Raw genomic sequence first — 21,478 nt, forward strand, 5'->3', positions numbered from 1 at the left:
CACAAAGATCGGGGGCGTTTCGCGGTTCAGCGGCTGCCGAGCAGACGCGCGGACTACCTAGTGAGCGTGGCCGTGATGGTGGCCGTGCTCTTCCTCGTCCTCCGGCTTCTCCACGACGGCCGTTTCCGTCGTCAGCACCATCCGGGCCACCGAGGCGGCGTTGAGCACCGCCGAGCGGGTGACCTTCACCGGGTCGACGACGCCGTCGGCGGCCAGATCGCCGAATGACAGCGTGGCCGCGTTAAAGCCTTGCCCCGCAGGCAGTTCGGCCACCTTGTTCACCACCACCGAACCGTCCTGACCGGCATTGGTGGCGATCCAGTACAGCGGCGCCGTCAGCGCGGAGGCGAACACGTCGACGCCGAGGCGCTCGTCACCCTCCAGCTCCTCGCGCAGCTTGTCCAGCGCCGACCGGGTCCGCACCAACGCGGCGCCGCCGCCGGTGACGATGCCCTCCTCGACCGCGGCCTTGGCCGCCGCCACCGCATCCTCGACGCTTTCCTTGCGCTCCTTGAGCGCCGTCTCGGTCGCGGCGCCCACCTTGATCACCGCGACGCCGCCGGCGAGCTTGGCCAGCCGCTCCTCGAGTTTCTCGCGGTCCCAATCGGAATCAGTGGTCTCGATCTCGGAGCGCAACTGCTTGGCGCGCGCCTCGATGGCCTCCTGCGTGCCACCGCCGTCGACGATGACCGTGCTGTCCTTGGTCACCACCACGCGGCGTGCCGTGCCCAGCACGTCGAGACCGGCCTCACGCAGCAGCAGACCGACGTCGGGGTTGACCACCTGCCCGCCGGTCACCACGCCGAGATCGTCGAGGAACGCCTTGCGGCGGTCACCGAAGTACGGCGCCTTGACCGCAACGGCCTTGAGCGTCTTGCGAATCGCGTTGACCACCAACGTCGACAGCGCCTCGCCCTCGACGTCCTCGGCGACGATCAGCAGCGGCTTGCCGGCCTCGGCGACCTTCTCCAGCAGCGGCAGCAGGTCGGGAAGCGAGCTGATCTTCTCGCGGTGCAGCAACACCAACGCGTCCTCGAGAACCGCTTCCTGCGAGTCGAAGTCGGTGATGAAGTACGCCGAGATGAAGCCCTTGTCGAAGCCGACGCCCTCGGTGATCTCCAGCTCGGTGGACAGCGTCGAGGACTCCTCGACGGTGACGACGCCGTCATGGCCCACCTTCGTCATCGCCTCACCGACCAGCTCACCGATCTGCGGGTCCCGTGAGGACACCGTGGCGACCTGGGCGATGCCGGTCTTGTCCTTGACAGGGGTGGCCGCGGCCAGCAGCGCCTCGGACACGGCGTCGGCGGCCTTGCTGATGCCCGAGCCCAGCGCGATCGGGTTGGCCCCGGCCGCCACATTGCGCAGCCCGGCCCGGACCAGTGCCTGCGCCAGCACGGTCGCGGTGGTGGTGCCGTCGCCGGCCACGTCGTTGGTCTTGGTGGCCACCGACTTCACCAGCTGGGCACCCAGGTTCTCGAACGGGTCTTCCAAGTCGATCTCGCGCGCGATGGTGACACCGTCGTTGGTCACCGTCGGACCGCCCCACGCCTTCTGCAGCACCACGTGCCGGCCGCGCGGGCCCAGCGTCACCCGTACCGCGTCGGCGAGCTTGTCGACGCCCGCTTCCATTGCGCGGCGCGCGGTTTCGTCGAACGCAATCAGTTTGCTCATATTCGTCTTCCTCTAAGGGGATGCCGCTAACGCATGCCGCCCCGGACATCACCCGTGGCTACGGGGATCTCCGGGGCGGACACGGGTGCTTACTTGTTGACGACAGCCAGCACGTCGCGTGCGGACAGGATCAGGTACTCCTCGCCGTTGTACTTGATCTCGGTGCCGCCGTACTTGCTGTAGATGACGGTGTCACCCTCCGACACGTCCAGCGGAATCCGCTTCTCGCCATCCTCGTCCCAGCGGCCGGGGCCGACGGCAACGACGGTGCCTTCCTGCGGCTTCTCCTTGGCGGTGTCGGGAATAACCAGACCGGACGCGGTCGTGGTCTCGGCCTCGTTGGCCTGTACGAGGATCTTGTCCTCGAGTGGCTTGATGTTCACGCTCGCCACGATGGAGCCCTCCACTAGTTCGGGTATAGGTCCGGGGTCGGTCCCCGGACTGCCGGAATTACCAGGTGTTCGGCATGCGTCCGTGTCCTCGCGCCGTCGTCGCGGGTGCCGGCGCGGGGGTTGGCCGCCTGCCACCTAGCACTCTATACATGAGAGTGCTAGCACTCAAGGTCACCCCGGTGCGTATGCCCCATGGCGCGGCGTTCCCTCAGGCCACCTGGCTCGCAACGACCGGCAGACCAGGGTCGCTGACGGCGTCCAGCGGTGACGGCGGCGCACCCGCCGCGATCAGGTGCGCGGCGAACGACGCGATCATCGCCCCGTTGTCGGTGCACAGCCGCGGCCGCGGAATCCGCAGCGTCAGGCCGGCCGCCTCGCACCGCTGTTCGGCCAGCTCCCGCAGCCGCGAGTTCGCCGCCACCCCGCCGGCGATCAGCAGCGTCGACACTCCCAGCTCGGTGGCCGCCCGCACCGCCTTCATGGTCAGCACGTCGGCCACGGCTTCCTGGAAGCCCGCGGCCACATCGGCCTGCGGTGCGGTCGGGTTGCGCTCGACGTAGCGGGCCACCGCGGTTTTCAGCCCGGAGAAGCTGAACGCGTACGGGTCGTCACGCGGCCCGGTCATCCCGCGGGGGAACACGATCGCGTCCCGGTCACCTTCGCGGGCCAGGTCGTCGAGCACCTTGCCGCCGGGATAACCGAGCCCGAGCAGACGGGCGACCTTGTCGTAGGCCTCCCCCGCCGCGTCGTCGACGGTGCTGCCGAGTTCGACAATCGGCTCGCCCAGCGACCGCACGTGCAGCAGGTGGGTGTGCCCGCCGGACACCAGCAAGCCCACGCATTCCGGTAGCGGGCCGTGCTCGAAGACATCGGCGGCCAGATGCCCGCCCAGATGATTGACGGCGTAGAACGGCACCTGCCATGCGGCCGAATACGCTTTGGCCGCAGCCACTCCCACCAGCAAGGCGCCCGCCAGGCCCGGGCCGATGGTGGCCGCCACGACGTCCGGTTTACGCACGCCGGCCTTGTCCATGGCTCGGCGCATCGTCGGGCCGAGGGCCTCCAGATGTGCGCGCGACGCGATTTCGGGTACGACGCCGCCGAACCGGGCGTGCTCGTCGACGCTGGACGCCACCTCGTCGGCCAGCAGCCTGACGGTGCCGTCGGCGGCCAGCTCGGCGATGCCCACGCCGGTCTCGTCGCAGGAGCTTTCAATGGCCAAGATGATCATCGCGGATCTCGTCTCATGGTATAGGCATCGGCGCCGCTGGCTCGGTAATACCGTTTGCGGACACCGACTTTGACAAAACCCATGCTCTGATAGAGCGCGATCGCAGCCTCGTTGTCGGTGCGCACTTCGAGGAAGACCACACCGTCGCCGGCGAAGTCGAGCAGGTCGGACAGCATCCGCCGGCCGATGCCCTGCCCCTGATAGGCGGGGTCGACGCCGATGGTGTGAATCTCATACTCGTACGGCGGTTTTCGGCCCAGCCGCGAGATGCCGGCATAGCCGACGAGCTTGTCGTCTGCGCGGGCGGCGACGTAGCGGTTGTGCTCGACGGCCAGCTCGGCGTAGAAGGCCCGCGCCGGCCACGGGTCGTCGCCGTCGAACAGCTGCTTCTCCAGCTCCGCGCACCGCGCGGCGTCGGCGTTGGTCAACGGCCCGTAGGTGATCACCGTCGCTCCACCTGCTGGGGTTTCGCGTCCGGCCGCCGCAGATACAGCGGAATCAGCGGTGCCGGCTCGGCCGACCAGTCCGCCACCACGCGCACCAGGCCGGCGGCCGTCGGGTACATCGCCGGCTGCCTCGGCAGCTCGAACAGGACGGTGTGCTCGGGTGATCCGGCCACTGCCTGGGCATCGGTGGGCACGTCGGCCGGCTTGTCGACCGCCGGCCCGGCGATGCGGTCGCCGTCGCGGTAGCGCGCCCAGTACACCTCCCGGCGACGCGCGTCGGTGACGACGAGGACGTCGCCCGCGGTGTCCACTCCGATGGCGTCCAGACTGCACACACCGTGCACCGGGATGTCCAAGGCATGCCCGTAGGCCGCGGCCGTGGCCATCCCGACCCGCAGACCGGTGAACGGCCCTGGGCCGCAACCCACGACGACCGCGTCGAGATCCGTCACGGTGAGCCCCGCATCGGCGATGGCAGCCAACACATTCGGCGTCAACTGCTCCGCGTGAGCGCGCGCATCGACGGTCACCCGTTCGGCGAGAACGTCGATGGCGCCGTCGGTGCGGCGCACGATGCCGGCCGTCACCGCCGGGGTGGCGGTGTCGATGGCCAGGATCGTGGTGGCTACCGGGGTCGCGGGCGACGTCACGGGCGGCTCCATTGCCAGATCGCCGTGCGGGTTTCGGTGTCGGAGCTGCGCTCCAGCCGGATGTCGAGATGGCTGTCGGAAAGCCGTTCGGCGATGCCCTCGCCCCACTCCACCACCACGACCGCGTCGGCCAAATCGGTGTCCAAATCCAAAGAGTCGAGTTCGGCCAGCAGATCGGCGCCGGTGTGATCGAGCAGCCGGTACATGTCGACGTGGATCATCGTCGGCGTGCCGGGCCGTCGCGGCCGATGCACCCGCGCCAGCACGAACGTCGGCGACGTGACGGGCCCTTCGACCTGCATACCTTGCGCGATGCCCTTGGCCAGCACCGTCTTTCCCGCACCCAGTGGCCCCGACAGCACCACTACGTCGCCGGCCTGCAGCTGTTCACCCAGCCGGGCGCCCAGCGCGATGGTGTCCTCGACGGTCGGCAGCTCAGCGGTACCCGCCCGGAACTTCAGCGGCTGCTCAACCATGCTTTTGCACCCGTTCCCGCAGCCGCCGCGTCATCGCGACGAGTTTCGACGGCGTGGCACGCTGCACCAACCGAACCAACGCGTCGTCGATCACCTCAGGCCGCTCGAGCTGCACCAGATGCCCTGCGCCGCCGACGATCACCAGCTCGGACTTCGGCAACGCGGCCGCCATCTCCTGCGAGTACTCCATCGGCGTCAGCAGGTCGCGGTCCCCACACGCGATCAGCGTCGGGACCTTGGCCAGCGTGGTCAGTCCCCCGGTTTCGTCGTGGACCTCCAGCGCATGCAGAAATTCGATCAGCGTCGCGATCGGGGTGCCGTGCATCATCTCCTCGGAGAACGCCACCACGCTCGGGCTGATCTTCTCGTCGCCGTAGGACGCCGCCCGCAGGATCGGGCCCAGCACCGACCGCGCGGCACCCCGGCCGCGGTGCACCGTCTTCGGGGCGTACCGAACCGCGAAACGCGCCGCCTCCAGCGCGGGATTCTTCAGGATCTCCCCCAGTGGTGACCGCGAAACCCCCTCTGCCGCAGAGGCGATCAGCGCGGCACCGACGATCCGTGTCGGGTAGCGCTGCGGGTACTGGCGGGCGTGCGAGAGCACCGTCATGCCGCCCATAGAGTGGCCGACGAGGGCCACCGGGCCCCGCGGGGCCATCACGGCCAGCACCGTTTCCAGGTCCTGGCCGAGCTGCTCGACGGTGTAGGTCTCCGGTGGGGCTTCGGCCGATTGGCCATGTCCGCGTTGGTCATAGAACACCATCCGGACCTGCGGCCCCCACTCCTCGGCCAGCCGCGCCCGTTGAAAGTGGAAGGCGCCCATGCGCAAACAGAAACCGTGCGCGAACACCACCGTCAGCGGCGCGTCCTGCGGCCCCACCTCACGCACCGCCAGCGGCACCCCGTCGGGTGTGGTCACCACGTAGCTGCGGTCGGCGTCGAGCAGCCCGAAATCCTCGTCGGCATAAGGGTCGTCGACGGTGACCCGCCGACGCATCGACCGGGCCACCGAAACACCTGCGGCGGTGCCGACCGCGGCCAGCCCAGCACCTCCGGCCAGCAAGCCGGCCTTTCGCCCGTGCCCCTGACTGGTCTCCTTATCGCTCAACGCTTTTGGCCTGCCTCTGAGCCGCCGCGATAGGTCCGGTGGACGCGGCCGCGGGGGCTGGTGACGACTTCATAGTGGATGGTGCCCAGCAGATCAGCCCAGTCCTGTGCGGTGGGTTCACCTTCGGTACCGGGGCCGAACAGGATCGCCTCGTCACCCTCGGTGACGTCGGTGGCGCCCGGGCCCAGGTCGACGACGAACTGGTCCATGCAGATTCGGCCGACACCCCGCCGCAGCCGGCCATTGATGAGCACGTCGATGCGCCCGCTCAGCGAGCGGTACACACCGTCCGCGTAGCCGATCGGCAGCAGCGCCAGCGTGGTGTCCCGGTCGGCGATCCAGGTGTGGCCGTAGGACACGCCGTCACCGGCCTGTACCGAACGCACAAGCGCCACTGGGCATTTCAGCGTCATCGCGGGGCGCAGGCCCATATCGCCGCGCTCGGGGATGGGGCTCAGGCCGTAGACCGCGATGCCCGGACGCACCATGTCGAAGGCCAGGTCCGGGCGCGTCATCGCCGCCGGCGAATTGCACAGGTGTGCGATGTCGAACTGCACCCCGGCATCGCGGGCCTGCGCCCGCATCTCGGTCAGTCGTTGGGCCTGTAGATCGTTGAACGGGTGCTCCGGGTCGTCGCCGTGCACCAAGTGGCTCATGATGCCGCGCAGCCGGATCGCACCGTCGGCATGCGCGCGCCCCAGCCCCGTCAGCATCGCCGGGTATTCGGCCGCGCTCACGCCGTTGCGGCTCAGCCCGGTGTCGACCTTGACCGTGACCGTCGCGGTGCGGCCGGTGCGCGCGACGGCGTCCAGCAACTCGGCCAGCTGGCGCGGCGACGACAGCGCCACCTCGACATCGGCGTGCAGCGCGGGGGCGAAATCGGTGCCAGGCGGATGCAGCCACGCCAGCACCGGGGCAGTGATGCCGTCCCGGCGCAAGGCCAGGGCCTCGTCGATGGTCGCGACGCCGATCTCCGCCGCCCCAGCGGCCAGCGCGGTGCGGGCCACCGGCGTGGCGCCGTGCCCGTAGCCGTCCGCCTTGACGACCGCCATCACCTGGGCCGCGCCGGCGTGCTCACGCAGCACCCGCACGTTATGGGCGATCGCGCCGAGGTCCACCACCGCCTCGGCGTTGGTGGGCGAAGAGGTCATGAGCTCGGTCGTCCGCATGGTCATGCCCATTGTCCCAGACGGCGCTCTTTGCCCGCCCAACGTGAGCTTGTCAGTGCGCGAACGGTTGCTGCACGTCGAACTGCCCGCCGGGCTTGAGCTTGTCGAGGTGGCTCAGCGTGGCGATGGTGTCGTCCTTGAGCACCCGGGCCAGATCGGTGGACAGCCCCTCCCGGACCACCACCCGCAGCACCGCGACGTCGGTGGCGTTCTCCGGCATGGTGTAGGCCGGCACCTGCCAGCCGTAGGACCGCAGCTCATGGGAAACGTCGAACTCGGTGTAGCCACGGTTGCCGCGCAGCCGGAAGCTGACCACCGGGATCGCCGAGCCGTCGGAGATCAACTCGAAGTGTTCGCTGTCGCGCAGCTGATCGCCCAGCCACCGCGCCGTCTGCGACAGACACTGCATCACCCGGGTGTAGCCGGCCCGGCCGAGCCGCAGGAAGTTGTAGTACTGCCCGACCACCTGATTGCCGGGGCGGGAGAAGTTCAGCGTGAAGGTCGGCATGTCGCCGCCGAGGTAGTTGACGCGAAACACCAGATCCTCGGGCAGATGCTCGGGGCTGCGCCACACCACGAAGCCGATGCCGGGATAGGTCAGCCCGTACTTGTGGCCGCTGACGTTGATCGACACCACCCGCGGCAGCCGGAAGTCCCACACCAGATCGGGATGCAGGAACGGCACCACGAACCCGCCGCTGGCCGCGTCGACGTGCACAGGCACGTCTGGGCCTTTCGACGCCCCGTCGCCTTGAGCCAGTTTGTCGAGGGCCGCGCAGATTTCGGCGATCGGTTCGAGTTCACCGGTGAACGTGGTGCCCAGGATCGCCACCACGCCGATGGTGTCTTCGTCGACGTTGTCGAGCACCTGTTCGGGCGTGATGACGTAGCGCCCCTTCTCCATCGGTAGGTATCGCGGCTCGACATCGAAGTAGCGGCAGAACTTCTCCCACACCACCTGCACGTTCGAGCCCATCACCAGGTTGGGTGTGCGACTGCGCCAATCCTTCCCGACCTTCTCCCGCCAGCGCCATTTGAGCGCCAACCCAGCCAGCATGACGGCCTCGCTCGACCCGATCGTGGAAACCCCTGTGGCGCTGGACGGGTCGTCGTCACGCAGATCCTCGGCATGGAAGAGGTCGGCGACCATGCACACGCAACGCTGTTCGATGGCTGCGGTGATCGGGTACTCGTCCTTGTCGATCATGTTCTTGTCGAACGTCTCGGCCATCAGCTTCTCGGCCTCGGGATCCATCCACGTGGTGACGAACGTGGCGAGGTTGAGCCGCGAGCTGCCGTCCAGCATCAGTTCGTCGTGGATGAAGCGGTAGGCGGCGACGGGATCCAGCGCATCGTCGGGCAGTCGCAGCGACGGGACGGGCGACATGGCCAGCCGCCCAGTGTAGGCCGGGGCGATCTGCGGGGCCTGGGAGTGCTTGTGCGCCATGGCAAGTCCTTTCGTCACAGGCTGGCGAGAGCGGCCCGGATATGGGCCAGGATGCGCGACGCCGACGTCGGTGCGGGGTGCGGACCGGGATCGGCGGCCGACAGGTTGGCGGCCCGGGCGTGCACGAACGCGGCCGCCGCAGCGGCTTCCCCCGCAGGCAAACCGGCGGCCAATAGCGCGCCGATCATGCCGGACAGCACGTCGCCGGATCCCGCGGTGGCGGCCCAGGATTCGCCTGCCGGGTTGAGGTAAACCGGGCCGTTCGGTTCGGCGATGACGGTGACGTTGCCCTTGAGCAACACCGTCACGCCGAGTTCGTCGGCCAGCCTCCGGGTCGCGGCGACGCGGTCGTTTCCCGGCGGCGCCCCGGCCAGGCGCGCGAATTCGCCTGCGTGCGGCGTCAATACGGTCGGTGCTTGTCGGCCCCCGACAAGGTCGGGGTGGGCGGCGAGCATGGTCAGCCCGTCGGCGTCGACGATGACCGGCAGGTCGGTGTCGAGCGCGAACCACAATGCGGCCGCTGCGGTTTCGTCGGTGCCGAGGCCGGGGCCGACGACCCAGGCCTGCACCCGGCCGGACGCCTGCGGGCCGGGCGCGGCGATGACTTCAGGCCAATGCGAAAGCACTTGTTGGGAAGCGCTTCCGGCGTAGCGGACCATCCCGGACGTGGCGGCCACCGCGGCGCCGGTGCACAGCACGGCGGCACCGGGGTAGGTCGCGGAGCCGGCGAGGATGCCGGTGACGCCCTGGGTGTATTTGTCGTCATGCGGGCCGGGCGCCGGCCAGCGGGCGACGACGTCGGCGGAGTCGAACCCGAGTATGTCGGTCTCGGCGAGATCGAGGCCGATGTCGACCAATGCGACGCGGCCGCAATCGCCCAGCGCGTGAACGGGTTTGAGGCCGCCGAAGGTGACGGTGAGCACGGCCTGCACGTACGGGCCTTCGGTGGTTCCGGTGTGGACGTCGATGCCGCTGGGGATGTCGACGGCGACGACGGGCGCGGTGTTCGCCTTGAACACCTCGGCGGCGTTGGGCCGCAGCGGGCCGGACCCGGAGATGCCGACCACGCCGTCGATCACCAGATCGGTTGCCGCCGGGATGCTTTCCACCACGCGGCCGCCGGCCTTGCGGAACGCGGCCAAGCCCTTCTTGTGCGCCTTCTCCGGGTTGAGCAACACCGCGGCGGCAGCGGCGCCTCGGCGCAGCAGGAACGTCGACGCCCACAGCGCGTCACCGCCGTTGTCGCCGGAGCCGACGACGGCGCAGAGGTGGCGTCCCGCGATGCCGCCGGTGCGCGCTCGGAGTTCGCAGGCGATCGCGATGGACAGCGGATAGGCGGCCCGACGCATCAGAGCACCATCGGGCAGTGACGCCAGCAGCGGCGCTTCGGCGTGGCGGATTTGGTCGGCGGTGTAGTAGGTCCGCATCGGTGAACTACGTTACGTGGATTAGCTGGCCTAGCGTCAGAGTTTCAGGCCCGCGAGGCGACGGGCAGTCCGCGGGATCTGGCGACCGCTGCCATCGCTTCGTCGTAGGTGACGCACGAGACGAGTTCGTCTCCCAGCATCTCGGCAGTCGCAACGTGGATGGCGTCTGACGCCTTCAGTCGACCGGGTAGTGCTGCCGCCCGGTCACGGATCTCGTTGGTTATCTCGAGCTCGTCATAGTCACGGAGTAGTTGGCTCATCAGATTCGGGTAGCTGCCCACGCGGTCACAGGTGCGCACCGTCTCGATTAATCCGACGGTGCTGGTCGCCCCCGTAAACGCCGAGTGACGTGCCAGGAACTCGTATGGCCCGGGATCAATTTGGCAATGACCTTGCCGTGGCGGGTGATCTCGATGGTCTCGCCCTTTTCGGCGCGGGCGAACATCGCGCTCGGGTTGTAGGAGAACTCGCGCACCGAAACCGTGGTCATGGCGCAATCCTCCCAGGTGGATTTGTACCTACGTGTACCTACAATTGTGCCACCCGAGCGACCGCGGCCGCCCCGGTGACCGACGCCCCGAGCAGCACACTGATGGCAATCGAGTCGTCGAAACTGAAGATATGTGCGAGATTCCGGGCAAATCTCGCACATAAGCTCAGTTTCGAGCCGGGCTATACGGCCGCGTCGACCTCATCCCAGAACCGACCGGCGCGCTCGGCGATCGCGTCCGGATACTCTCGCCGTTGATGGCGTGCGACGCGTCCGGCCACAGCTCGACCTGCCCGCGCTGTAGGAGGCTCCGCGCCCGGGCCGCAGCACGGGCGGCAGCAGCGCCATGGCATCGCGGTACGCCTGCCGGTAATGCGCGTGTGCCCGCTCGCTCCTGAAGTGTCCGACCGGCACTATTCGACGGTGACGGACTTGGCCAGGTTGCGTGGCTTGTCAACGTCGTAGCCGCGCGCCTGCGCCACTCCGGCGGCGAACACCTGCAACGGAATCGTCGACAGCAGTGGCTGAAAAAGTGTTGACACCGCAGGGATTTCGATCAGGTGATCGGCATACGGCCGTACCGTGTCGTCGCCTTCCTCGGCGATGACGATGGTGATCGCGCCGCGCGCCTGGATCTCCCGGATGTTCGAGAGCAGCTTGGCGTGCAGCGTCGAAGCGTTCTTCGGCGACGGCATCACCACGATGACCGGCAGATCCTCGTCGATCAGCGCGATCGGGCCGTGCTTGAGCTCACCGGCCGCGAAACCCTCGGCGTGCATGTACGCCAATTCCTTGAGCTTGAGCGCGCCTTCGAGCGCGACCGGGTAGCCGACATGGCGGCCGAGGAACAGCACCGTCGATGACGGCGCGAACCGGCGGGCAAGTTGCGCAACGGGTTCGGTGGTGGTGAGCACCCGCTGCACGAGGTCCGGCATGGATTCCAGTTCGCGGTACTCGCGCTCGACCTCATCGGGGTACTTGGTTCCGCGGGCCTGCGCCAGCGCCAGCCCGACGAGGTAGTTGGCCGCGATCTGCGCCAGGAACGTCTTGGTGGCCGCGACGCCGATCTCCGGCCCCGCGCGGGTGTAGAGCACCGCGTCGGCCTCGCGCGGAATCTGGCTGCCGTTGGTGTTGCAGATCGCCAGCACCTTGGCTTTCTGTGTCTTGGCGTGCCGCACCGCCTCCAACGTGTCGGCCGTCTCGCCGGACTGTGAGATTGCGACGACGAGCGTGCTGCGATCCAAAACCGGGTCGCGGTAACGGAATTCACTGGCCAGCTCGACCTCGACGGGCAACCGCGTCCAGTGCTCGATCGCGTACTTGGCCAGCAGTCCGGAGTGATAGGCGGTGCCGCAGGCCACCACGAAGACCTTGTCGATCTCGCGAAGCTCTTGATCAGACAGGCGCTGCTCGTCGAGCACGATCCGCCCGTCGACGAAGTGGCCGAGCAGTGTGTCGGCCACCGCGGCGGGCTGTTCGGCGATCTCCTTGAGCATGAAGAACTCGTAGCCGCCCTTCTCGGCGGCCGACGTGTCCCAGTCGATGTGAAACTCGCGGAACTCCGAGGCGTCGTCGCCGTTGAAGTCGCAGATGCGGTAGCCGTCGGCGGTGATCACCACCGCCTGGTCCTGCCCGAGTTCGATGGCGTGCCGGGTGTGCTCGATGAACGCGGCCACATCGGAGCCGACGAACATCTCGCCCTCGCCGACACCGAGCACCAGCGGAGTGGAGCGCCGCGCGGCGACGATGGTGCCGGGCTCGTCGGCGTTGGCGAAGACCAGGGTGAAGTGGCCTTCGAGTCGGCGCAGCACGGCCAGCACGGAGGCCGCGAAGTCGCCGGCTGTGTCGCCGTGCCGGTACTGCTGTGCGACAAGGTGCACGGCGACTTCGGTGTCGGTGTCGCTGGCGAATTCCACGCCGGCGGCTTCCAGTTCGCGGCGCAGCGCGGCGAAGTTCTCGATGATGCCGTTGTGGACGACGACGATCTTGCCGGCGGCATCGCGGTGCGGGTGGGCGTTGCGGTCGGTGGGTCGGCCGTGGGTGGCCCACCGGGTGTGGCCAAGGCCCGTGCTGCCGGTTAGGACGGTGTCGTCGGTGTCGGCCAGGGCGGCTTCCAGGTTGGCCAGCCGGCCTGCGCGCCGACGGACAGTCAAGCCCCCGCGGCCGTCGAGCAAAGCCACGCCCGCGGAGTCATAGCCGCGGTACTCCATCCGGCGCAGCGCGTCGACCACGATGTCGCGGGCCGGACGCGACCCGACGTAGCCGACGATCCCACACATAGGGATCCAGGGTAGTGCACACGGTGCCAAGCGTTGATTCTGCGCACAGGGCGCAGAACTGCGAGTAACCCTCGCCACCAGCACAGAATCAACGCGCATAACGCAGTGAGCTACGGTCATCGGGTGGCCAGCACGAAGAAGCTGTTCAAGGCCCTGACCCGCCGCGGACCGCACCGCGTTTTGCGCGGTGACCTGGCGTTCGCCGGGCTGCCAGGGGTCGTCTACACACCGGAATCCGGGATGAATCTGCCCGGTGTGGCCTTCGCACACGACTGGCTGGCGAAGGCGGAGCGCTACTACGGCACGCTCGAGCACCTGGCGTCGTGGGGCATCGTCGCCGCCGCACCGGACACCGAGACGGGCATTGCGCCGTCGGTGTTGAACCTGGCCTCCGATCTGGGCACGACGCTGGACATCATCGTGGGGGTGCGGCTCGGTCCAGGCAAGATCAGCGTGCACCCGACGAAGTTGGGCCTCGTTGGCCATGGATTCGGCGGTTCGGCGGCGGTGTTCGCGGCGGCGGGCATGCCGGCCAAGCCAAAAGCGGTGGCCGCGCTGTTTCCCACGGTCACCAAACCCCCCGCGGAGGATCCGGCTGCGACGCTGCGGGTGCCCGGGCTGGTGCTCACCGCCCCCGGCGATCCGGTGACTCTGCGCTCCAACGCCGTAGAGCTTTCGCGCGCCTGGAAGACCGCCACGCTGCGCACGGTCAGCAAGGCCAAGGCCGGTGGGCTCATCGAGGGGCGCCGGCTGGCTCGGGTGGCCGGGTTGCCGGGCGCTGACCGCAGCACGCAGAAGACCGTGCGCGCGCTATTGACGGGCTACCTGCTGCACATGCTGACCGGCGACAAGGCGTACCGCGATTTCGCCGATCCCGAGTCAGCGCTGCCCAAGACCGAGGTCGCCGATCCGAACGCCAACCCGGTCGATCTCGAGGACAGGGTGGTCGCCCTGCTCAAGCCGTGAGGCCCACAGGACCAACCAACCGGTTGGGTGTATAACTGGGCGATGCGCACCGGGATCTTCCTCAACTACACCGACGGCTTCAAAGAGGCCGTCAAGGACGTCGTCGAACTGGAAAAGCTCGGCGTCGACATCGCGTTGGTGGCCGAGGCGTATTCCTTCGACGCGATCAGCCAGCTCGGCTATCTGGCCGCGAAGACGTCCACCATCGAGCTGGGTTCCGGTGTGGTGCCGATTTACGTGCGTACGCCGACGCTGTTGGCGATGACGGCGGCCGGCCTGGACTACGTGTCCGACGGACGATTCCGGTTGGGCATCGGCACGTCCGGCCCGCAGGTGATGGAGGGCTTCCACGGCGTCCCGTTCGACGCGCCGCTGGGCCGTACCCGCGAGGTCGTCGACATCTGCCGGCAGGTGTGGCGGCGCGAAAACGTCAGCTACGACGGCAAGTATTACCAGGTGCCGCTGCCGCCTGACCGTGGCACTGGACTGGGCAAGCCGTTGCATTTGATCAATCACCCTGTGCGCGAACGTATTCCGATCACGATCGCGGCGCTGGGCCCGAAGAACGTCGAGCTGACCGCCGAGATCGCCGAGGGCTGGCAACCGGTGTTCTTCTATCCCGAGAAGGCCGACGACGTGTGGGGCGACGCGCTACGCGCGGGCTTCGCCAAACGCGATCCTGCGTTGGGACCGCTCGATGTCATGGTCAGTGCGAGCCTGGCGATCGGCGACGACGTCGAGGATCGGCTGGCATGGGCGAAACCCCAACTGGCGCTGTACATCGGCGGTATGGGCGCGCGCGGCAAGAACTTCTACCACAACCTCGCCACCCGCTATGGGTTCGGCGAGGTGGCCAATCACATCCAAGATCTATACCTGTCGGGTAAGAAGACCGAAGCCATCGACGCGGTGCCCGACGAGTTGGTGCGACACGTATCGCTCATCGGGCCAAGGGGTTTCGTCAAGGAACGCGTCGCCGCCTACGCCGAGGCGGGCGTCACGACGCTGTTGGTGCACCCGATGAGCGCCGACCGCCGCGAATCCGTACGGTTCGTCGAGGAATTGAAGGCGCTGTTGCCGTAGGTGTGAGTCCGGCCACCAAATGCGGGATTTCGGCGACTGACCTGTAGGCTCATTTTCAGCGGCATCGTCTGTTCTGCCTTTTGCCGCATCGCCGAAGGCGATAATCGACCCAGTTCGATCGTCAAACCGAGCGCCGCGGGACCACCCGCGCCGGGCAGGACGACCACTCAATCTTTCGGAGTTTCACTTTGTCTGTTCATGACACCGGTGGGTCACCCATGCCCACCTTCGCCGACCTCGGCCTGCCTGAGGTCATCGTCGACACCCTCGCCGCCAGCGGCGTCGAGAACCCCTTCCCCATCCAGGCGGCGACGTTGCCAGATTCCCTGGGCGGCCGCGATGTGCTCGGCCGTGGCCGGACCGGGTCCGGCAAGACCTACGCGTTTCTGCTGCCGGTCGTCGCTCGACTCGCGGACGACCCCAAGCCGCGTCGGGCCCGGCGGCCGCGGGCACTGATCCTGGCGCCGACCCGCGAGCTCGTCGCGCAGATCGATGCCGCACTTGCGCCGCTGGCCGCCGCGATGGACCTGCGTTCGGTCGTCGTGTTCGGCGGTGTCGGACCCAACCCGCAGATCGACAAGCTGCGTCGCGGCGTCGACATCGTGATCGCCTGCCCCGGCCGGCTCGAAGACCACGTCAAATCCGGCCACGCGGATCTGTCCGCAATCGAGATCACCGTGCTCGACGAAGCCGACCACATGGCCGATCTGGGCTTCTTGCCGCCGGTGAAGCGGCTGCTGGACCGCACGCCGCGCGACGGCCAGCGGATGCTGTTCTCGGCGACGCTCGATGGCGGCGTCGATGTGCTCGTCAAGCGCTACCTGCGCAACCCTGTGGAGCACAGTGTCGATTCGGCGCAGTCGCCCGTATCGGCGATGGTCCATCACGTCTTGCATGTCGACAACGCGGCACGCATCGACGTGCTGACCGACCTCGCGGCGTCGCCGGGCCGCACCATCGTGTTCGCCCGCACCAAGCATGGCGCTAAAGGCCTTGCGCGTAAGTTGAATTCGCGTGGTGTCGCGGCAGTCGAACTGCACGGCAACCTGTCTCAGAACGCCCGTACGAGAAATCTCGCGGCGTTCGCGGACGGTTCGGCAGCGGTACTGGTCGCCACCGACATCGCTGCGCGTGGCATTCACGTCGATGACGTCGGCCTTGTGGTGCACGCGGATCCGCCGGTCGAGCACAAGGCATACCTGCACCGGTCGGGCCGCACGGCGCGCGCCGGTGCGGAAGGCACGGTTGTGACGTTGATGCACGACGCGCAGGTCGCCGACGTGCGCAGCCTCACCCGCAAGGCGGGTGTCAAGCCGACGATCACCCGGTTCAGCGGCGCGTCACACCCGGTGTTGCAGCAGATCGCGCCGGGCGAGCGCTCATTCGGCGGCCCGATGCCGACTGCGGAACCGGCAGCGGCCCAGACAAGGCCTGCGCGACGGCGGCGTCGGCCCGAACGGGCCCGCAACCGCTGAGGTCTGTCCTTCGCGCCGGCGGAAAGTTGCCGTTTCCCGGCCACTGGCGATCAACGCTCCTACGCTCATAGCGTGCGACTGTCGTGGCCGTTAATTGGCCGCTCAGAAGAGTTGCGGGCCATCGAAGCCGCCATCGTGGGATCGGATGTGCCCGGGATGGTCGTCTGCGGCCCGGCGGGCGTGGGTAAGAGCCGGATCGCACGTGAGGCCTTGTCGGAAGTCGCGACGCGGGGATACGAAGACCGATGGGTGGTCGGAACCTCGTCAGCGCGTGAGGTTCCCCTCGGCGCCTTCAGCGCATGGACACAGCCCGATATGACGGACACCGTGGCGCTGGTGCGGGGGACGATCGAGTCGCTGACGGCGGCCCCTGCAGGCGCCCCAGTGGTGGTCTGTGTCGACGACGCCCATCTGCTCGATGACCTGTCGATATTCGTCGTGCACCAGATCGTGCAGCGCGGTGCGGCGAAAGTCATCCTGACTCTTCGCGATGGCGAGCCGATTCCCACGGCGTTGCAAGAGATTTGGAAGGGCGGCCAGTTTGACCGCCTCGACGTTCAGCCGTTATCGCTCGACGAAACAGCCGAGCTGCTGTCGGTGGTGTTGGGCGGTCTGATGGATCCGGATGCAGCCCAACGTCTTTGGGGCCTGACCCGAGGAAATGTGCTGTACCTGCGTAACATCGTCGAACGGGAGCTCGCCGACGACCGGCTCGTGCAGCAGCAGGGATACTGGCGCTGGATCGGCGATCCGATCATGCCACCCGGCCTGATCGAGCTGATCGAGTCCCGCATCGGCGCCCTACCCGCGGCGGTTAGCGACGTGCTCGACGCGCTGGCCGTCGGAGAGCCGATCGAACTGACGACGCTGACGCGGATCACCGATCCCGCCGCGGTCGAGGAGGCCGACACCCGTAGCCTCATCACGCTCGAACCCGTTGCCGGCGGTGTGGAGGTGCGGGTGGCGCATCCCCTGTACGGAGAGGTTCGCCGCCGGCGCGCGCCACTCACCCGACTGCGACGGCTCCGGGGCCTGGTCGCCAACGAACTGGCCGCAGCCGATGACAGCGACGACATTCAGGTCGTCGTCCGCCGGGCCGCCTTGAGTCTGGACTCCGACCTCACACCCGACACCAATCTTTTGACCCGGGCGGCGCATGGCGCCGTCTGGCTGGCCGATCTGGATCTCGCAGACCGGCTCGCGCAGGCCGCGATCCGTGCCGGAGCCGGACCAGAGCCCAGTTTTGTTCGCGCGCATGCGCTGTCGTGGTTGGGCCGGGGCGAGGAGGCCGACGCAGTGCTCGCCGCGATCGGCACCAGCGACTTGACCGATGACGACCGTGCCAGGTTCGCGTTTCTGAGGGCCAGCAACATGCTGTGGGCACTCGGCGACCCCGTGCGCGCTAAGAAGATCATCGACGACGCAGCCAGCTCCACGCCGCCGCAGGCTCGCAGCTTCATCGACGCCTTTCTGACGGTGTACTCGTTTGCGACGGACCAGCCGCAGGCGGCGATACGTGCGTCGAGAAAGCTGCCGCTAGAAGATCTGCCACCCGTGGTCGGTGCCGAGATTGCCTGGGCGCTCACGGCGATATCCGCCGACGCCGGCCGGGTCGATGAGGCCGTCGCCACAGCAGAGGCGGGATACGCCGTCACGACACGATCTTTCGACGCTCCGCAGATGCGGTTCAACATCGCCGACGCCCACCTCACGGCGTTGCTGCTGGCCGGCCGGATCCACGACGCGGTAGAGGTGGCCAAACGGGTTCGGCAGGAGGCGGCCGACCTGCCGGGGGCGGCTCAATTGCTGGGGGCGGCGGTGGCGGGGCGCGCCGCCCTCGGTGCCGGCGAGCTGAACACCGCGCACCAGCTATTGGAGCTGGCCGCTCAGGGGTTGTCCGATTCGCATGAGATCGGTTGGGGGTATCGCTATCACGTCCCCCACGCAGCTGCACTCGCCATGCGCGGGTCGATTGGGGACGCGGCCGCCTCGCTTGCCGCGCTGGATGAGCTGCCGCGTTCGTTCCGGTCACTGGACTATGAGCAGAGCCTGGTCCGGGCGTGGGTGTCCGCAGGTCAGGGCGCCGTCAGTGAGGCAATAACCGTCTTGCGGGAGGCGGCCGAAAGGGCTGCCAGCAAGGGACAATTCGCGGCCGAAGTGATGTGTCTGCAAACGGCCACCCAGTTCGGGGACCATTCGGGCGCATCCAGGCTGCGGGAGCTCGAATCGACGGTGCAAGGGCCACGCGTAGGCCTGGCCGCGCGGTTAGCCGACGCACTGCGCGACGGCGATGGTGCCGAACTAGCTTTAGTATCAGAGGAATTCGAACGCATAGGAGACCTCGTGGCGGCGCTCGACGCGGCTGCGCAGGCCGCCAACGCATACCGCGGCAAGGATCTGCGGGGCTCGGCGTTGAGCTGCTCGACCCGCGCGTCCGCCCTGGCCGAGCAGTGCGGCGGCGCGAGTACGCCTGCGCTTCGTCAAGCCGCCGAACCCCTCCCCCTGACCGATCGCGAGGCGGAGATCGGGATGCTGATCGGTGAGGGATTGTCGAACCGCGCAATCGCCGAGCGGTTGACGTTGTCTGTACGCACCGTGGAAAGCCACATCTACCGCGCCATGTTGAAGACCGGGACCACCAACCGCGAGGAACTGGGCGCCCTGCTGCGCCGCCACACAGCGCAAACACTGTGAACTCCTTTCGCGACTAAGTAGCGACGCGGCGAGACCGGCGAGAGTGCAGTAGGGCGCTACTGGGTTCGCGCCACCGGAGGCGAGCGACGGTTGATCCGTCACAACGCCCAAAAGGAGGCGCGAAGTGTCCGAAGTAATTGCGACACCCGCAGATCCGCTGGTTGTCGCCGACGATCCCGAACATGCCAGCGAAACGGTGCGTCAGCCACCGGTTCTCATCACCGAGCAGGCTGTGGCCCTCAGCACGGCGGCGGCCGTGCCGTTGCCGCGGACGAAGTCCCACCGCGGAGTGCTTGCCGTATTACACGCGATGTTCCTGAGCTCATCGGAGAAGTCACGTCGCGTGCCGCGTCACTATCCGCCGCGGCGCGATGCCTTCCTCGAGTCAGCTGCCATGGAACGAGAAATGCACAGGCTTTAACCGGGCCACTTTTCGCCAAGCCGTATGAAAGGAACGAATGATGGGTAACACGAGCACACGTAGGCCTTTTCGCCGTCATCTCGCTGCCGGGGTTGCCGTCGGCAGCGCCGGCATCCTCGTGGTGAGCCTGGTGACGACACCACCGGATGTTTCCGAGCCGAGAAGTGAAGTCGTCGCGGTACGGCTCGCAGTTCTAGCACTGCCTAGGCCGACATCTCCGGGGACTGTTCTGGATAAATTCACTATCGATCAAGCCCAAACCGCCGTACCGGCGGGCCAGGCGCTGATCGTCGGGCCGACACACACTACGCAAGCCGCCGAGAATACCGCGATCAGCGGTCAACCGGCGACCGCCGCCGCTCTTCCGACGACGACCGCTGCAATCAATTGGGATCAGAACCAGCTCTACCAGATATTGGCGCCGATCGTCGGGCCGGTAATCCTGTTCGGCACCATTATCTTCGGGTTCGCCGTGCTTCTTCCCGTGGGTTGGTTCTTCGGGACGATCTACGAAACGATTGCCAACATTCTTGGCCTGCCCACGCAGCTGCCGCTCTCTGCCGCACCTACCGAAGCTGCTGAAGAAGAATCCACGTTGCCGGCGCCGCTGAGCGTTCCAGAAGAGCAGGACATTGCCAAGGACGAGGGGATCGACCAGATCCAGTCGCGGCCGGGGGCCATCCTCGACAACATGCGCCATGATGGGCGTGGCAACCTCACAAAGGCTCTGCCCGCAGCCACCCACGACGCACTGCAATCAGGCCAGCGCAAAGTTCGTCAGAAACTGGCGGATTCACGAGACCTCGTCAACGAGACCATCGGTGCGGTGAAATCGGCCATCGGAAACGGACGCACTGAGGTGCGATCCGCGGCTGGTCAAGACTCAACCGTTACCACCGCCAACCCGGCTCGCAAAACGCCAGTGCGTGACGCCGTCAACAAGGCAGCTGGTGACATCACAAAAGCCGTCACCAAGGCTTCCGAGGGTGTCAAGCGGGCGCTGGGTGGCGACAAGAGCGACAAGGACGATGCCGACACCGCGAATGCCGGCAACGGGTGACAAGAAGGGAAACGGCCATGGGTACCGCGAAATTCACCGGTCGGGGCGCTTCAACGCCCAAGCTGGCGAAGCCTGCCGGACGGCCGGCGCAGCCTCGGCCTGTGGTGCGGGGTTCACTCGAGGTGGGCCAGCGGCACGCCGATCGGTCCCACCGCGGCGAAGGCGACCGCCCAACCACCCGAACCGCGACGGGCGGCGACGGGCCGATCCTCGTCGGCCGCATCGTCGTCGACTGGCAACTCCTGACGCGGCGCGTCAGGCTACGACGGCCACGATTCCTAATGGTTCGCGCCAGCCTTCAGGGCCTGCCCGGCGTCGAAACGCACAGTCCCGCAACGCGGCAACTACGCCGATGAGGTCGATCACGCTCGATGTGTCGCCATGGCCGGCTATTCCCCGCCCTCGAACATCGCCTCGGCCCAGGCGATGTGTCCTTCGAAGCCAAGCGATTTCGCCATGGCGCGGTAGCGATCCCTGAGGTGCGCGTAAGCCGTGGCATCGCCGCGAGCCCGCGCCAGCAGTGCGCGCAGCCTCAGGAGCCAGACCTCCCGGATAACCAGCCCGTCATCAGCTGGCGCCGCCGCCAACCGGTCGATCGCGGCCTCGGCTTCCGCCACGTCGCGCGCATCCCCATGGTTCAGCAGGGTCTCCACCAGAACAGCCGTCGCAGGAATTCCCCACGACAGCAGTTGTCCCTCACGAACCAGTTCGTCGACGGCAGCACGCATGAGTGGTATGGCCTCATCGCGGTCTCCACGCCGAGCCTTCTCACGTGCCAGATACACGTTCATGAGCCGTAGCTCGCTCAGGTTGTGCTTCCGGCGTACGAGCACGTCGGTGATCTCCACGAGTAGCTTCTGTCCGCGCTCACGTTCCGCATCCATGTCGCGGTGCACAAGTGCAAGACACAGAATCACCCGGGCGAAGGCCAACGCCATATCATCACCGGACCGTTCGGCAATCCTGAACCGTCCCGGGTTTTGTGCGCAC

General features: G+C 67.6%; 20 protein-coding genes and 1 pseudogene. 6 read left to right on the forward strand and 15 right to left on the reverse strand.

The window, feature by feature from the left end; all coding sequences use genetic code 11:
* Nucleotides 1-57: 57 nt before the first annotated feature.
* From groL to glmS, 13 genes are all read right to left on the reverse strand, one after another.
* Nucleotides 58-1,674, reverse strand: a complete 1,617-nt coding sequence (gene groL / locus CWS39_RS07570) for a chaperonin GroEL (protein ID WP_102142291.1) — start codon at nucleotides 1,672-1,674, stop codon at nucleotides 58-60.
* An 89-nt stretch (nucleotides 1,675-1,763) separates the two neighbouring features.
* The gene (gene groES, locus CWS39_RS07575) at nucleotides 1,764-2,066 is read right to left on the reverse strand and encodes a co-chaperone GroES (protein ID WP_046754122.1); all 303 of its coding nucleotides are present in this window, start codon (nucleotides 2,064-2,066) and stop codon (nucleotides 1,764-1,766) included.
* Nucleotides 2,067-2,274: 208 nt separating this feature from the next.
* Nucleotides 2,275-3,297 (reverse strand): tRNA (adenosine(37)-N6)-threonylcarbamoyltransferase complex transferase subunit TsaD, encoded by a 1,023-nt coding sequence (gene tsaD, locus CWS39_RS07580; RefSeq protein ID WP_102142292.1) that lies wholly within the window; start codon nucleotides 3,295-3,297, stop codon nucleotides 2,275-2,277.
* Nucleotides 3,294-3,743: a ribosomal protein S18-alanine N-acetyltransferase gene (rimI, locus tag CWS39_RS07585; protein ID WP_102142293.1), complete on the reverse strand. Its 450-nt coding sequence runs from the start codon at nucleotides 3,741-3,743 to the stop codon at nucleotides 3,294-3,296. The genes tsaD and rimI overlap by 4 nt, the downstream gene beginning before the upstream one ends.
* Nucleotides 3,740-4,393, reverse strand: coding sequence for a tRNA (adenosine(37)-N6)-threonylcarbamoyltransferase complex dimerization subunit type 1 TsaB (gene tsaB, locus CWS39_RS07590; RefSeq protein ID WP_233213397.1), 654 nt, complete (start codon nucleotides 4,391-4,393; stop codon nucleotides 3,740-3,742). The genes rimI and tsaB overlap by 4 nt, the downstream gene beginning before the upstream one ends.
* Entirely contained in the window at nucleotides 4,390-4,869 is a 480-nt protein-coding gene (tsaE, locus tag CWS39_RS07595; protein ID WP_102142295.1) for a tRNA (adenosine(37)-N6)-threonylcarbamoyltransferase complex ATPase subunit type 1 TsaE, read from the reverse strand. The genes tsaB and tsaE overlap by 4 nt, the downstream gene beginning before the upstream one ends.
* The gene (locus CWS39_RS07600) at nucleotides 4,862-5,977 is read right to left on the reverse strand and encodes an alpha/beta fold hydrolase (protein ID WP_102142296.1); all 1,116 of its coding nucleotides are present in this window, start codon (nucleotides 5,975-5,977) and stop codon (nucleotides 4,862-4,864) included. Before CWS39_RS07600 ends, tsaE begins: the two co-directional genes overlap by 8 nt.
* The gene (gene alr, locus CWS39_RS07605) at nucleotides 5,974-7,146 is read right to left on the reverse strand and encodes an alanine racemase (RefSeq protein WP_102142321.1); all 1,173 of its coding nucleotides are present in this window, start codon (nucleotides 7,144-7,146) and stop codon (nucleotides 5,974-5,976) included. The genes CWS39_RS07600 and alr overlap by 4 nt, the downstream gene beginning before the upstream one ends.
* A gap of 52 nt (nucleotides 7,147-7,198) precedes the next feature.
* On the reverse strand, nucleotides 7,199-8,593 hold the full coding sequence (gad, locus tag CWS39_RS07610) for a glutamate decarboxylase (RefSeq protein ID WP_102142297.1): 1,395 nt from the start codon (nucleotides 8,591-8,593) through the stop codon (nucleotides 7,199-7,201).
* A 14-nt stretch (nucleotides 8,594-8,607) separates the two neighbouring features.
* On the reverse strand, nucleotides 8,608-10,020 hold the full coding sequence (locus CWS39_RS07615; RefSeq protein ID WP_102142298.1) for an NAD(P)H-hydrate dehydratase: 1,413 nt from the start codon (nucleotides 10,018-10,020) through the stop codon (nucleotides 8,608-8,610).
* 44 nt (nucleotides 10,021-10,064) lie between these two features.
* The gene (locus CWS39_RS28845; RefSeq protein WP_102142299.1) at nucleotides 10,065-10,319 is read right to left on the reverse strand and encodes a PIN domain-containing protein; all 255 of its coding nucleotides are present in this window, start codon (nucleotides 10,317-10,319) and stop codon (nucleotides 10,065-10,067) included.
* 8 nt (nucleotides 10,320-10,327) lie between these two features.
* Nucleotides 10,328-10,510, reverse strand: a complete 183-nt coding sequence (locus CWS39_RS28850; protein ID WP_102142300.1) for a type II toxin-antitoxin system Phd/YefM family antitoxin — start codon at nucleotides 10,508-10,510, stop codon at nucleotides 10,328-10,330.
* Nucleotides 10,511-10,923: 413 nt separating this feature from the next.
* Entirely contained in the window at nucleotides 10,924-12,789 is a 1,866-nt protein-coding gene (glmS, locus tag CWS39_RS07635; RefSeq protein WP_102142301.1) for a glutamine--fructose-6-phosphate transaminase (isomerizing), read from the reverse strand.
* Nucleotides 12,790-12,912: 123 nt separating this feature from the next.
* Here glmS and CWS39_RS07640 point away from each other — a divergent pair, with 123 nt between their 5' ends.
* The 6 genes from CWS39_RS07640 (at nucleotide 12,913) to CWS39_RS28610 (ending at nucleotide 20,488) form a co-directional block, all read left to right on the forward strand.
* A complete protein-coding gene (locus CWS39_RS07640; protein ID WP_199177996.1) occupies nucleotides 12,913-13,755 on the forward strand; it encodes a dienelactone hydrolase family protein in 843 nt (280 codons plus the stop codon).
* A 42-nt stretch (nucleotides 13,756-13,797) separates the two neighbouring features.
* Nucleotides 13,798-14,838 (forward strand): LLM class F420-dependent oxidoreductase, encoded by a 1,041-nt coding sequence (locus CWS39_RS07645; protein ID WP_102142303.1) that lies wholly within the window; start codon nucleotides 13,798-13,800, stop codon nucleotides 14,836-14,838.
* Nucleotides 14,839-15,056: 218 nt separating this feature from the next.
* Nucleotides 15,057-16,313: a DEAD/DEAH box helicase gene (locus CWS39_RS07650; protein WP_102142304.1), complete on the forward strand. Its 1,257-nt coding sequence runs from the start codon at nucleotides 15,057-15,059 to the stop codon at nucleotides 16,311-16,313.
* Nucleotides 16,314-16,385: 72 nt separating this feature from the next.
* Nucleotides 16,386-19,007 carry a LuxR C-terminal-related transcriptional regulator gene (locus CWS39_RS07655; protein WP_102142305.1) on the forward strand — a complete coding sequence of 874 codons (2,622 nt, stop codon included), beginning with the start codon at nucleotides 16,386-16,388 and terminating at the stop codon, nucleotides 19,005-19,007.
* A gap of 124 nt (nucleotides 19,008-19,131) precedes the next feature.
* Nucleotides 19,132-19,428, forward strand: a complete 297-nt coding sequence (locus CWS39_RS07660; protein WP_102142306.1) for a hypothetical protein — start codon at nucleotides 19,132-19,134, stop codon at nucleotides 19,426-19,428.
* Between the two features lie 40 nt (nucleotides 19,429-19,468).
* Nucleotides 19,469-20,488, forward strand: a complete 1,020-nt coding sequence (locus CWS39_RS28610; RefSeq protein WP_142386812.1) for a hypothetical protein — start codon at nucleotides 19,469-19,471, stop codon at nucleotides 20,486-20,488.
* Nucleotides 20,489-20,601: 113 nt separating this feature from the next.
* On the opposite strand, the gene CWS39_RS30030 is transcribed toward CWS39_RS28610, so the two are convergent.
* Both CWS39_RS30030 and CWS39_RS07670 read right to left on the reverse strand, forming a co-directional pair.
* Nucleotides 20,602-20,727, reverse strand: a complete 126-nt coding sequence (locus tag CWS39_RS30030) for a hypothetical protein (RefSeq protein ID WP_255412986.1) — start codon at nucleotides 20,725-20,727, stop codon at nucleotides 20,602-20,604.
* A gap of 150 nt (nucleotides 20,728-20,877) precedes the next feature.
* Nucleotides 20,878-21,478 (reverse strand): annotated as a pseudogene (locus tag CWS39_RS07670) (cyclase); the annotation flags it as partial.

The sequence above is a fragment of the Mycobacterium hubeiense genome, from assembly GCF_002838065.1.
Taxonomy (GTDB): Bacteria; Actinomycetota; Actinomycetes; order Mycobacteriales; family Mycobacteriaceae; genus Mycobacterium; species Mycobacterium hubeiense.

Bases quoted from the DNA above. Each gene is read 5' to 3' on its own strand.
- alr (WP_102142321.1), bottom strand. From the start codon at position 7,146: ATGCGGACGACCGAGCTCATGACCTCTTCGCCCACCAACGCCGAGGCG.
- CWS39_RS28850 (WP_102142300.1), bottom strand. From the start codon at position 10,510: ATGACCACGGTTTCGGTGCGCGAGTTCTCCTACAACCCGAGCGCGATG.
- CWS39_RS07615 (WP_102142298.1), bottom strand. From the start codon at position 10,020: ATGCGGACCTACTACACCGCCGACCAAATCCGCCACGCCGAAGCGCCG.
- tsaD (WP_102142292.1), bottom strand. From the start codon at position 3,297: ATGATCATCTTGGCCATTGAAAGCTCCTGCGACGAGACCGGCGTGGGC.
- CWS39_RS28610 (WP_142386812.1), top strand. From the start codon at position 19,469: ATGGGTAACACGAGCACACGTAGGCCTTTTCGCCGTCATCTCGCTGCC.
- tsaE (WP_102142295.1), bottom strand. From the start codon at position 4,869: ATGGTTGAGCAGCCGCTGAAGTTCCGGGCGGGTACCGCTGAGCTGCCG.
- CWS39_RS07650 (WP_102142304.1), top strand. From the start codon at position 15,057: ATGCCCACCTTCGCCGACCTCGGCCTGCCTGAGGTCATCGTCGACACC.
- glmS (WP_102142301.1), bottom strand. From the start codon at position 12,789: ATGTGTGGGATCGTCGGCTACGTCGGGTCGCGTCCGGCCCGCGACATC.
- groL (WP_102142291.1), bottom strand. From the start codon at position 1,674: ATGAGCAAACTGATTGCGTTCGACGAAACCGCGCGCCGCGCAATGGAA.
- gad (WP_102142297.1), bottom strand. From the start codon at position 8,593: ATGGCGCACAAGCACTCCCAGGCCCCGCAGATCGCCCCGGCCTACACT.
- CWS39_RS07645 (WP_102142303.1), top strand. From the start codon at position 13,798: ATGCGCACCGGGATCTTCCTCAACTACACCGACGGCTTCAAAGAGGCC.